Below are 12,709 nucleotides of genomic sequence, written 5' to 3' on the forward strand. Positions count from 1 at the left end.
TGCGGAAGCTCTTTTTGCTAATAGTTAAATTTTCTTAAATAACTGTTTTTCTTTAGGTTAATGCTTAAATTTCAGTATGAAACTACCCGAAGAATTTCTGCATTTTATTTGGCAATTCAGGTTATATGGTAGCCAGCAGCTGCAACTGGCCACCGGCGAAAACCTATGGGTGGTGGAGACTGGAACTTTGAATAAAAATGCCGGTCCAGATTTTAGCAGGGCGAAAATTCAAATCGGCAACACAATTTGGGTAGGCCATGTTGAGGTTCATATCAAATCATCTGATTGGCTTGTTCACCAGCACCAACTGGACGATGCCTATGAAAACGTAATCCTGCATGTAGTTTATGAAGATGACGAACCCATTTATAGGCGAGATGGCACTTTGCTTCCCGTATTAAAGCTTAAGGGGCTTTTTTCGATGAAGTTGCTGGAAAACTATCAGGTGCTGATTGGCTCGGTAAACCGTTTTCCCTGCGAAAAGCAAATCGCAACGGTAGATGAATTTTTAATCAATGGTTTTTTGTCTAGGATCCTGGTTGAACGGCTAGAACATAAATCGACCAGTATAAACGCAGAAGTAGCCAAGCTAAAAGGCAATTGGGATGAGGCCTTTTACAGGCTCATGGCCAAGAACTTTGGCTTTAACATCAATGCCATCCCCATGGAACTATTGGCTCAGTCCTTGCCTCAGCACTTGTTTGCGAAGCATAAAGACCAGCCTTTACAAATAGAAGCCCTGATATTTGGCCAGGCCGGCTTTTTAAATCAGACATTCGAAGAAGAATACCCTCAAAAACTGAAAAGAGAATACCTGTTTTTGAAAAAGAAATACGGCTTAGCACCCATTGATATTTCCCTTTGGAAATTTATGCGGATGAGGCCCCAGAATTTTCCAACGCTCAGGCTCGCACAATTTGCCGCACTCATTGTAAGTGCCAATCACTTGTTCTCGAAAATACTCGCTATAAAAAACCATTCCTCAATCCGAAAGTTATTTGAGAACCTGCCAGTAAATCCCTATTGGAGCACGCATTATCATTTTAATAAACAAGCAGATAAGGTAAGCCTGCAGCTCGGCAAATCTTCTTTGGATAATATTTTTATCAATACCATTTCGCTTTTCTTATTCGCCCATGGCAAGGCGATGGATCAATCTTATTTGATTACCCGGGCTTTTTCTTTGTTGGAACATACACCTGCCGAACAAAATGCCGTTATAGAAATGTACCGTGAAGCTGGCCTAGAAGTACAGAGCGCTTTCAACTCACAGGCTTTGTTGCAATTAAAAAAAACTTATTGCAATGAAAAAAAATGCTTAAATTGTGGTATCGGTATTAAAATATTAAAGAAATAGCCATGTTTCAGCGTGTAGTTACCTTTTTCGAAAAACAGAGTTTTGGGGTTTCGGCCTATTTGGCCAACAAACTGAATATGAGCACGGCCAAAGTACGCCTATTCTTTATCTATTCGTCTTTTCTGGCCGTTGGCTTTCCAATCTTATTTTATATCCTCGCTGCCATCGTGCTCGATATCAGGAACTACATGAAAAAAGTACGCTTGAGGGTGTGGGAGTCTTAAAGTTTATTGGTTCATTAGTTCATTAGCCATTGGTGAACTGCCGGTGGAAAACTGCCAACTATCTCTTAAGGAAAACACTGTTAGTGCCCATCGGTCATTGTAGCCCTTTTTTCCGCTTTACTCCATTTCATTCCGTGCCCGCTTCAATAAGGTTTATTTTACAAAAGACTGTGGTTCATTGTTGATGATGGGATTGCAACTCAAAACCGTCTTTTCGTCTTCTATTTGCTGATTGCGTCGTTCCTTGCAATAGCGATATACTGCAAACTCAAGACTAACAACTAACAACTAACAACTGACAACTGGCAACTGGCAACTAACAACTGGCAACTAATCATCATCCCTCAAGATTTCGGCAATTTCATGAAAACCTTTTTCTGCCGCTAAATCGGCTGGTAGTTTGCCTCCTTCCATGCGCAGGGTCACTTCAGCTCCATGTTCGAGCAATACAATAATCAACTCGATATTGCCCAACTGGGCTGCGGTATGTAAGGGTGCTGCACCAGATTTTTGGCATACGTTAGGGTAGGCACCGGCCTCGAGCAGCATTTTGGTAATGCTAAAATTGTTGGCTGCAACTGCCGAGTGGATAGGAAATACATTGAACCCGTTTTTGCTGGGTACATTCACCTCAGCGCCTTTTAATACCAAAAAACTGGCAATTTCTTCGTGTCCAAAGTAACAGGCCAAGCCTAAGGGCGTAAAACCATCAGCCGCAAATTCGTTAATGCTATCTGGGTTTTTAAAGACCAATAAGGTTACATCTTCAAATTTTCCGATTGCACAGGCGTCGAACAGGTTCAGTTCGGGCACAAATTCGGCAATGGCTTGGGCGATTTGAGGTTTTTTGTAATAACAGGCTAATAAAATAGGCGAAATCTGATGCGAAGTATTTTGAACCGCCAATTGTGGCTTTTGGCTTAGCAGATCAATGATTGCTGCCAACTGGTCGTTTTCGATCAAAGTTTCGAGATGCGTAATATCCATTTTAATTTTTTTGAAACCAAGGCCTTAAATTAACAAAAATAAAATGAGATCTATACAAAACAGGCTAAATGCTTAGGATTACGCTATAAAATTGTATAAAAAAATCCTGCTCAGAGTGACCAAGCAGGATTAACCTAAAACAAAACTATTTAAACGAATTTATTCAGTTTGTAAGTAAGACGATTGTTTTTTAAAAAAGTTTAATTGTGTTCAATTTTTTTACTTCGTTTTTGTCGAAACTTCGTTAACATCAAGAAATGGCAGGTTTTGGTTAAATGGAAATGTGCGATAAACATCTTTGCCACAATAGTTTAACTGATAGTGGTAATATTTGGGTATCTTGTTGTTAACAACCTAAAATAAAAATCATATGTTAAAAAACACGTTAAAAATCAAAAATGCTCAAGAGTTGAGCAGAAGTGAGCAAAGAGCTATTCTAGGCGGTGCCGGTGGTGGCACTACTCCTCCAGATTTGTCAAAATGTGGCTGTGATTGTGCAGGCAGCGTTACCGGTCCTGCTTATTGCTCGCTGTACATGGGATGCCTGCAGGTTTACAATTGCGATGAAAGCGATATTTAGAATAAGATAAGTAAACTAAAAAACTACCATCCAGACAGATGGTAGTTTTTTTTTGAGGAAAATCGGCCTGTCGTTTCGGCCAAGCTTTAAAATCAATTTCAGTAAATGATTTGTACTATCTGTGCCAGAAGCCCGTTATCATGGCAATCAAAATAAATTAATAATGCTTTTGCCAGTTCTAAATATTTTGTTTAAATCGTAGTGGTTTTGTACATGGCAAAACCACTATATGTTTTATATTTGTTGATTATATTTATTAACGAAAGATGTCGGTAAGGGGAAATCAATTTAAGACCAATTCATTTAAGCAAGGTGCTGAACCATCAAAAGATGGACAGAAGCAAACGACCAGCAGAGCGCCCCGTGCCAAAGTCGATATTTTACCCAAGTTTGACCTGCAAAACGGTCGGGCGGTAAAAATTGTAGGCCTTTTCTTTGTCATCATTTCCATCTATTTTTTGGTTGCCTTTACTTCTTACCTGTTTACTTGGCAAGAAGACCAGAGCTATGTAATTGATGCGAATGGTGGCTGGGGCAACCTGCTTAAATCGGTTGAAGAGCTGAAGCAAAGCGGCGTAGACGATCCGGTAGTGCAAAACTGGCTAGGCAAAGTTGGAGCCTTGCTGTCTCATCAATTCATTTACGAATGGTTTGGGGTAGCTTCTTTCTTGTTTGTCTTTGTGTTTTTCGTAATCGGCTATCGCCTGTTGTTCAAAGTGAAGATCTTTGCAGTAGAGAAAGTATTGGGCTATGGCTTTTTCTTTTTGCTGTTTACTTCTTTAACCTTGGCATTCGGACATTCATTCTTGACTCGTACGCCACATTTCTTGGAAGGCGAATTTGGTTACTGGACCAATAAATTATTGGTAGCCCAAATTGGCCAGGCTGGAGTAGGGGGGCTGATTATATTTTTAGGCTTAACTATTCTAATCATCGCTTATAACATCGATTTCAAAATACCGACACGAAAAACCGATGATGGATTTGTTCCAGATGTGCCAGAGCATATCGAATTGGTAAACGAAGACAAGTCTGAGCCTGTAGAATTTAGCCTCAACGATCGCTACAAAACCCCAAATCAGCCAAAAAGAGAACAGAACATCGTGTTAACGCCTAGCCGTTTCGAGCCTAAGGAAGAAGAAGCTCCCGAAGAAACACCATTGCCTTTGCCAACCAACGTGATGCTGAGTCCAACAGTTACGCCGCCCGTTGCTCCTGTAGTTGCGCCTCCAATTGAAGTGGCACCGCACAGCGAACCTAGCTTTACAATAGAAAAAACAGAGGAAGAAACCAAGGCGGAAGAACTGGTAGAACAATTTGGAACTTATGATCCGACGTTGGATTTGGCTTCCTATAAAAAACCGCATTTAGATTTATTGGAAAATTATGGTTCGAACAAAATTTCTGTAAATGCAGATGAGTTGGAGGCCAATAAAAATAAAATTGTAGAGACCTTAAATCACTACAACATCGAAATTGACAAGATTAAGGCTACAATTGGTCCAACGGTAACCTTGTATGAGATTATTCCTGCACCCGGTGTAAGGATTTCTAAAATCAAGAACCTGGAAGATGACATCGCCTTAAGTTTGGCGGCCCTGGGTATCCGTATCATTGCCCCAATGCCAGGAAAAGGTACCATTGGTATCGAGGTGCCGAATATGCATCCCGAAATGGTATCGATGCGCAGTATCTTGGCTACAGAAAAGTTTCAGCAAACTACCATGGATTTGCCGATTGCCTTGGGTAAAACCATTTCTAACGAGGTTTATATCGCCGATTTGTCTAAGATGCCTCACTTGTTGGTGGCAGGGGCAACCGGTCAGGGTAAATCGGTAGGGATCAATGCCATTTTGGTATCGTTGCTTTATACCAAGCATCCTGCTCAGTTAAAATTTGTATTGGTCGATCCTAAAAAGGTAGAGTTAACCTTGTTTAACAAAATTGAGCGCCATTTCTTGGCCAAGTTGCCAGGAGAAGCCGATGCGATCATTACCGATACCAAAAAAGTAATCAATACCCTCAACTCGCTTTGCGTAGAGATGGATCAGCGTTATGATTTGTTGAAAGACGCGCAGGTGAGGAATTTAAAGGAATATAATGAGAAGTTCGTTAAGCGTAAGCTGAACCCGAATAACTCGCATCGCTTTTTGCCTTACATCGTACTGATTGTGGATGAGTTCGCCGATTTGATGATGACGGCAGGTAAGGAAGTAGAAACACCTATTGCCCGTTTGGCGCAATTGGCCCGTGCAGTGGGCATCCACCTGGTGCTGGCTACGCAAAGGCCATCTGTAAACATTATTACGGGTACGATCAAAGCCAATTTCCCTGCCAGGCTGGCATTTAGGGTATTGTCTAAAATCGATTCGAGAACGATTTTGGATAGTGGCGGTGCCGACCAGCTGATTGGTCGAGGAGATATGCTTTTATCTACAGGAAATGACTTGATTAGGCTACAGTGTGCGTTTGTAGATACACCAGAGGTTGATCGTATTTCAGAATTTATCGGCAACCAAAGGGGCTATCCAGAAGCTTATCAATTGCCAGAATACATCGACGAAAATGCCGAATCTGCTAAGGCCGATTTCGATCCAGATGATAGAGATCCTTTGTTTGAAGAGGCCGCACAGTTGATTGTAACCCATCAGCAAGGCTCTACTTCGCTCATTCAGCGCAAAATGAAATTGGGCTACAACAGGGCAGGTCGTATTATCGATCAACTGGAAGCGGCCGGGGTGGTTGGTCCATTCGAAGGCAGCAAGGCAAGAGAAGTTTTATTGCCAGACCAATATGCTTTGGAACAGTTCTTGAATAACTTGAATAACAAATAACAGATGGATTTTTCGTTAGCCAGTAAATGAGTGTTGCTAGCGGATTTTAAAAGAAGATTATGAAAAAGATAGTATTAGCATTAATTACAATAGGTGTATTCGGTTTTACAGCCAATGCGCAAACAGACCCTAAGGCAAAGGAAATCTTAGCTGCCGTAAGTAAGAAATATCGTTCTTACGATGTGGTAAAAACCGATTTTACCTTTACCCTTAACAATGCACAGGCTAAAGTTAAAGAAACGCAGCAAGGTACGCTTTATGTGAAGGCAAATGCCAATAAATACAAGGTAGCCATGACCAATCAAGATTTGATTAGCGATGGCAAAAGCCAATGGACTTACCTTAAGAACGATAAAGAGGTTCAAATTTCGAATGTAGACAACAGTGGCGATGCCATCAATCCGGCCAAAATCTTTACCATTTATGAGAAAGGCTTTAAATATATCTACACTGGCGAAACCAAAGCAGCTGGCAAGGTTTTTCAAATGATCGATCTATCGCCAATTGATGCCAAGAAAAACGTATTCAAAATCCGTTTGAGCATTGATAAAGCATCGAAACAAATCACCAACGTAGTTATTTTCGAGAAAAACGGAAATACTTATACTTATAACGTTAAAACATTCTCGCCAAACGTAAAAGTGCCTGAAACCACTTTTGCTTTCGATGCCAAGAAATATCCTGGCGTTGAAGTGGTAGACTTAAGATAATTGAACTGATCCGATAGTTATCGGGATACATGTTAAAAGGGTTTGGACTAAGGTCTAAACCTTTTTTTTGTGGGTGATTTAGGCAAAATTGTTTATGAAAAGGTTCAGATTTGTTTAGTATGTCTACACAAGAAAGCCTACTTTTAAACCTCTAATCCTCCTCATATGAAAAATAAATTTTATGCTTTCTTAACCGCATTCGTGTTGTTGGGCCTCAGTGCTTTAGCCCAGAAAAGAGTAGTAGTTATTGGTCTCGATGGTTTTAGTGCCGAAGGATTTAAGGCCATCAAACACCCAAATATCGATAAAATGGTAGCAGATGGTGTACTTTCGTTAACCACCAGACCTGTAATGCCTTCGGTAACCCTGCCCAATTGGACGAGCCATCTCACCGGATCTGGCCCTGAAGAGCATGGCGTAACCAGTAATGCCTGGACAGTTCAAAAGCATGAATTACAAGCCATAGATACCGATCAGGATGGTTATTACCCTTCCATATTTAAGGTGCTGAAAGACAAAGATCCCAATACTAAAATTGGCTATTATTATAACTGGGCAGAGCTGATCAATTCGATCAATAAAAAATATTTGGATGAGGTTTCTTTCGAAGAAAATGATGGTTATGCTTCAAACTATCAAAAGGCCTTCGATTTTGTGGTGAAACATCAAAAAGAGCCAACCTTGGTTTTTCTATATAATGTGAGTACAGACCATGCCGGGCATAAGTATAAATGGATGTCGCCCGAGTATATCAAAGCAGTAGAAGATGCCGATGTGGCTATTGGAGGCTTATTGGATAAGCTCAAAGCAGAAAAATTATATACAAGTACCCATTTTATTTTAATGACCGATCATGGAGGCATTGGCAATGGCCATGGCGGTACAAGCATGAACGAAATGCAGGTGCCTTGGGCAATAACCGGTCCGCAGATCAAAAAACTGGGGCTTATTACAGACCCCAACAGCAATAAGAATACAGCTTTGGTCATCGCACATATCTTTGGCTGCAAAGACCTTCCAAAATCATGGACAGGTGTAGCCTTAAAATCGATTTTTAAGTAATTTTTCCGTTTTGTTTTAGAATATAGCCTGTATCTGTTTGTGGAACGGGCTATTTCTTGTTTTAGTTTTGCCCGATTTTTAGTAATATTGGTGGAGGCGGAGAAGATGACGAATCGATGGATAAAAATTGGTCCAAATATTTGGTAAATAAGCCAGAGATACTGAGCTTAGCCTATAGCTAAATTTCACAAGCGGTTTAAATTTTGAAAATTACATTTTTAGGTACGGGTACATCTCAAGGCATTCCGGTAATTGGTTGTGGCTGCGAGGTTTGCCAATCTACAGATCATAGAGATAAGCGATTAAGGGTTTCGGTATTGGTAGAAACCGGTGACAAGACCATTGTGATAGATAGCGGTCCGGATTTCAGGTACCAAATGCTCAGGGCAGGTGTAAAAGACCTTGACGCCATTTTGTTTACCCACGAGCATAAAGACCATGTGGCCGGATTAGATGACATCAGGCCGTTTAATTATTTGTTGCACAAGCGAATAGATATTTATGCGACCACAAGGGTGCAAGATGCTTTAAAACGTGAATTTTCCTATATTTTTGAAGACACCAAATATTTTGGCCTGCCCCAAATCAATCTGCATACTGTAGCTCAAGAACCTTTTCAGGTTGGTGCAACTACAATTACGCCCATAGAAGTGATGCATTTTAGGTTGCCTATTTTAGGCTATCGAATCCACGATTTTACCTATATCACCGATGCCAAAACCATTTCGGAAGAATCATTTGAAAAAATAAAGGGCAGTCGATATTTGGTGATTAATGCACTACAGAAAGAACAGCATATTTCGCACTTTACCTTAGAAGAGGCTATTGCTTTTGCCAATAAAGTAGGAGCAGAGATGACTTACCTTACGCACATGAGCCACAATTTGGGCAAGCATGCGGCTATTGAAAAGGAATTGCCAGCGCATATTCGCTTAGCTTACGATGGGTTAGTACTTGAAATAGAATAAATTCAGTTAACAGTTTTCAGTTGGAAGTTAACAGTGGATCGTCATTGCGAATCCGATTTTTCATCGGATGAAGCAATCTCTTTTGATTAATTTCAGTTCAGCTCTTTAAAAATTCGAGCATTCCATTATATTTGCAGCATCATACCCGGGTGGCGAAATTGGTAGACGCACCATCTTGAGGGGGTGGCGCTGGCAACGGCGTGGCAGTTCGAATCTGCTTCCGGGTACAACTGGACTTTGAGTTATTCAAAGTCCAGTTTTTTATCTGCCATTGATTATATCGATTAATCTTTTCAATTGAACATCGGTACCTTTTAAAATCTGCTCTTCATCTTCTGGAATATAGATATCTGGTTTTGTACCATTCCCGTCTAGTGTTTTTCCATTTCTTTGAAATGATAACATCGTAGAAAGGCTAAGCTGGATATTTGAATGTCTTAAGTTCATCTTTGTTGAGTTGCCGCTAGAACCATCTGTGGTAACTCCCACTATCTTAACATTTGGCAAGCCTTTAAAAGCACTTGCAAAAACGGTAGCAGCACTAAAACTATGCTCATTAACCAAAATATAAATCGGTTTTGTGTAGTGTTTATTCCCATTTTTTAAAACCATATAATGAGGATTACTGAATTTGGTGGTGTCAGATTCTTTTTCTTTTACAAAATTTCTAGAAAACACAGCTATAGATTTTCTATCTAAATCATTGAATTTGTTTGAAGAATAGGGATACAGTAGTCGGTCAGACATAGAATTATGAAGAGCGTTTCGCTCATCAGTACGTAAATAAGCAATATTTGCAACCCAAGGGGAATTTGATTTTGGAATAAGATAGGGAGCAAATTTTTGAATTAAATCTCTACTTCCACCTGGATTAAACCGCAAGTCTATAATAAGTGCCTTAGTATTGTAAAAAGAAGTAAGCGTTGATTCCATAAACTGCTCTAAACCTCTTACTTCATCGAAACTGTACATTTCTGGTAATGTTATTAAACCAATGTTCCCCTTCAATAAGGTGGAAATACTTTTAAAGATCCCTTTTTTGATAGCTGCGGATTTTAAAAGCGTGTTTCGCTCTAATTTGGACTGGTAAAGCAATGGTTCATTTTGTAACTGAATACACTCGGTCGTATCTGTTTTACCATTGGTAAAAGTAATTTTAAATTGCTTTGGTAATTTTAGGTTATTAATAAAATAGAGCTTTCCAAGTTGTTGTATTTCGGCAATACCCCTTGTAAACTTTGCTTCTTTTGGGGCTTTTTTAGACTTGTATACGAATGAATCAATCAATGAATGGACAGAGAGGTCATTTATTGATTTTACAAAAGGAAAATCAGTATTATAATATTTGTAAACGCCATCTTTTCCATCGCTTTTAACTGCTATCGCTTTTTCGTTTAGTGGAGCTATTGAAAAGGGCAATTGTAGTGAATATGTTGAATAGTTGTCCTTTTCAAATGATTCGTTCTTCACGCTGGAATGACGATCTCCAATTTCGGCCATTATTTTTGCCAATTCGTACACTAGATAATCGACATGTACTTCATTTGTTGAGTTTTCGACAATCGCTTTAAGTGAATCTATGGCACTTTTATAGTTATAATTTGCTAAATGTATGTAGGAGGATTGTGCTTCAAGCAACTGTTGGAATTCTGAGACATCTTCAATTGCTTGTTGGATAGTTAATGTTTTTTGCTCCCTTTTATTGGTTTTGGCATAAGCCAAAACTTTCTGTCTGTTTTCCAGCGTATAGGTTCCTATCACATTTTTTTGTTGCATGGCGTTAGAAAGGAGAAGCCTTACCTTTTCATCAGGAGGGGAACCCATTTCCTTTAATACCTCAATTAGATCTTCTGAAAAACGCTTTTGCCATTTATCACCAAATTTCTGTTTGCAAAAATCTAGTAGTTGCTTAGTGGTATATATATCCAGTTTTTCTAAAGTGTACCATTTGTTGTTGAACTGTACAATCGGCAAGTGGTTCTCCCATTTTACCGCTGTAAAAGGCGATGCTTTTTCAAGTTGTAATTTTTGGCCAAAGCCAAACAAGGAAATGAAACATAAAGCAAATAGGATAAAGTAGGTTTTCATATTTTTATTGATTTAATCCATTAAACTTATCTCTATTTGCACACGCTCAAAAATGTTATCGACAAACATGGCCTGGCAATAGATAATCACTAGCTGTAGCTAGATTTAACTAAATCGCATTTATCTATATTTACATGGCAGATTTTTAACAATAGACAATATGGTGAAGCTTTCTAATCATACAATAAAAGGAATTAAACTTTTTATCGGTTTTGTTTTTATAGCGATCCTATTTATTCAGCTTATTTATAAAGCCATTAATACTTTGCCAGACGATTGGTTGTTTTTTATGACCAGCGATGCGATAGAAAATTTCACAGGTGCCGTTATAGTTTTTACGCTATACTATTATGTTTTTAAATCAAGAAGCATTTGGCAAAGAATAGCATTTGTTATGTTTTCTGTCTTTGTGCTTGCAGTATTGGCATTATTAAAAGATTTTAGAATCCACAATCTTAATACCCTTGATCAGACGTTTGAATATTTTACCAATTTCCTAGGAAAAACATTATTATTTTATTTTTTCCTGTATGGTGTAAATAAATTAGATGCAATTAATCAATATGATCAACTAGAACGTGAACTTAACGATGCTAAGGAGCAACTGTTGCGAAACCAAATGCACCCCCATTTTTTGTTTAATGCATTCAACTCCCTTTATAGCTTATGCCTAAAAAATAGCAATGAAGCTGCTGGATATGTATTGAAATTATCAAGTATGATGCGTTATTTGACCGACGAGACCCATCCTAGCAAAGTGCCATTGACAAGGGAACTAGATTTCATTAAGGGGTATATTGATATTGAAAAAATGCGATTTGGAGAAGACGTATCCATTCAACTAATTACGAATGGAAATATAGATGGTGATAAGTTAATAGAGCCGTTCCTTCTGATTGCACTTGTTGAAAATGCTTTTAAGCATGGGTTTTACACCAATGCCAAGAATGCTTTTGTTAATATAGCATTAGAATTGAAAAAAAACGAACTTTGGTTTTGTGTTGAAAACAGTGTTTTTGCGAAACAACATTTCCAAGAAAGTAGCCGAAAAGGGAAAGGGCTTAGCAACTTAAAGCAACGTTTGCACTTGTTGTATCCCAAAAATTCAAGCTTTGAAATAAGCAATGCAAATAACAAGTATAGAGCACAACTAAAAATAACCTTAAGCTAAATGAACTTATATAAAGCCATAATAATTGATGATGAACATTTGGCTATTGATGTGATCACTCATCATTTAGCTAAGTTCACCAATTTTGAGGTAGTTAAGACATTTACAGATTCGGTTGAGGCCTTTAATTATTTAAAGGAGGGCCATCAAATAGATATTGCTTTTACGGATATTGCGATGCCAGAGATATCAGGTATTGAGCTTGTTAAGCTTTCAAAAGGCAGTGTTATGTTTGTTATGACGACTTCTTATAGTGAATATGCAGTTGAAAGTTTTGACCTTGAGGTTATTGATTACCTTTTAAAGCCTATATCTTTTGAACGTTTCGCAAAAACCATTAATCGCTTTGAAAAACTGAACGTAAAGAGTAGTGAAAAAAAATTAGAACCTTCTTTTTTTATTAAAGAAGGCGATGAATTTATCAAGATTCTAATAAAAGACATAGATTATATTGAGGGTCTAAAAGACTATGCTAAAATAGTTACTGGCAATAATTATGGTCTGGTTTTAAAAACACTGAAATCAATCGAAGCCATATTAAATCCTTATGATTTCATGAGGATTCACAAATCCTATATTGTTCCTTTAGCTAAAATAAGCCAGTATAACGGAAAATGTGTATTCATAAACAACGCTGAAATCCCGGTAGGCAGTAACTATAGGGAAGCGCTGATGGTTTATTTAAATAATAATAAACTCTAACGGTATTATATCACAAAGCCATTCCT

11 protein-coding genes and 1 tRNA gene are annotated in these 12,709 nt (G+C 38.5%); 10 read left to right on the plus strand and 2 right to left on the minus strand.

Going from position 1 to position 12,709, the window contains the following annotated elements; genetic code table 11:
• The first annotated feature begins 76 nt into the window (after window positions 1-76).
• Together AC570H_RS03110 and AC570H_RS03115 are read left to right on the plus strand one after the other, a co-directional pair.
• The gene (locus AC570H_RS03110; protein WP_497351609.1) at window positions 77-1,357 is read left to right on the plus strand and encodes a DUF2851 family protein; all 1,281 of its coding nucleotides are present in this window, start codon (window positions 77-79) and stop codon (window positions 1,355-1,357) included.
• 2 nt (window positions 1,358-1,359) lie between these two features.
• Window positions 1,360-1,581 (plus strand): PspC domain-containing protein, encoded by a 222-nt coding sequence (locus AC570H_RS03115; RefSeq protein WP_497351611.1) that lies wholly within the window; start codon window positions 1,360-1,362, stop codon window positions 1,579-1,581.
• 330 nt (window positions 1,582-1,911) lie between these two features.
• Here AC570H_RS03115 and AC570H_RS03120 read toward each other — a convergent pair whose 3' ends face one another.
• Complete coding sequence (locus AC570H_RS03120) at window positions 1,912-2,568, minus strand: ankyrin repeat domain-containing protein (protein ID WP_497351613.1); 657 nt, start codon at window positions 2,566-2,568, stop codon at window positions 1,912-1,914.
• A 370-nt stretch (window positions 2,569-2,938) separates the two neighbouring features.
• On the opposite strand from AC570H_RS03120, the gene AC570H_RS03125 reads away from it, so the two are divergent.
• The 6 genes from AC570H_RS03125 (at window position 2,939) to AC570H_RS03150 (ending at window position 8,949) form a co-directional block, all read left to right on the plus strand.
• Window positions 2,939-3,148 (plus strand): hypothetical protein, encoded by a 210-nt coding sequence (locus AC570H_RS03125; protein ID WP_497351615.1) that lies wholly within the window; start codon window positions 2,939-2,941, stop codon window positions 3,146-3,148.
• A 266-nt stretch (window positions 3,149-3,414) separates the two neighbouring features.
• Complete coding sequence (locus tag AC570H_RS03130; protein WP_497351617.1) at window positions 3,415-5,982, plus strand: FtsK/SpoIIIE family DNA translocase; 2,568 nt, start codon at window positions 3,415-3,417, stop codon at window positions 5,980-5,982.
• 59 nt (window positions 5,983-6,041) lie between these two features.
• A complete protein-coding gene (gene lolA1 / locus AC570H_RS03135; protein ID WP_497351619.1) occupies window positions 6,042-6,692 on the plus strand; it encodes an outer membrane lipoprotein periplasmic chaperone LolA1 in 651 nt (216 codons plus the stop codon).
• A 165-nt stretch (window positions 6,693-6,857) separates the two neighbouring features.
• Entirely contained in the window at window positions 6,858-7,754 is an 897-nt protein-coding gene (locus AC570H_RS03140) for an alkaline phosphatase family protein (RefSeq protein WP_497351621.1), read from the plus strand.
• A 203-nt stretch (window positions 7,755-7,957) separates the two neighbouring features.
• Window positions 7,958-8,722, plus strand: a complete 765-nt coding sequence (locus AC570H_RS03145; RefSeq protein WP_497351623.1) for an MBL fold metallo-hydrolase — start codon at window positions 7,958-7,960, stop codon at window positions 8,720-8,722.
• 143 nt (window positions 8,723-8,865) lie between these two features.
• Window positions 8,866-8,949: transfer RNA gene (locus AC570H_RS03150), tRNA-Leu, on the plus strand.
• 34 nt (window positions 8,950-8,983) lie between these two features.
• Here the strand turns inward: AC570H_RS03150 and AC570H_RS03155 are convergent.
• Entirely contained in the window at window positions 8,984-10,810 is a 1,827-nt protein-coding gene (locus tag AC570H_RS03155; RefSeq protein ID WP_497351625.1) for a S41 family peptidase, read from the minus strand.
• A 160-nt stretch (window positions 10,811-10,970) separates the two neighbouring features.
• Between AC570H_RS03155 and AC570H_RS03160 the strand changes: the two genes are divergently transcribed.
• Together AC570H_RS03160 and AC570H_RS03165 are read left to right on the plus strand one after the other, a co-directional pair.
• The gene (locus AC570H_RS03160) at window positions 10,971-11,981 is read left to right on the plus strand and encodes a sensor histidine kinase (RefSeq protein ID WP_497351627.1); all 1,011 of its coding nucleotides are present in this window, start codon (window positions 10,971-10,973) and stop codon (window positions 11,979-11,981) included.
• Window positions 11,982-12,683 carry a LytR/AlgR family response regulator transcription factor gene (locus tag AC570H_RS03165; protein WP_497351629.1) on the plus strand — a complete coding sequence of 234 codons (702 nt, stop codon included), beginning with the start codon at window positions 11,982-11,984 and terminating at the stop codon, window positions 12,681-12,683. It begins immediately after the preceding gene.
• Window positions 12,684-12,709 lie beyond the last annotated feature (26 nt).

It is taken from the genome of Pedobacter sp. B4419, from assembly GCF_059693725.1.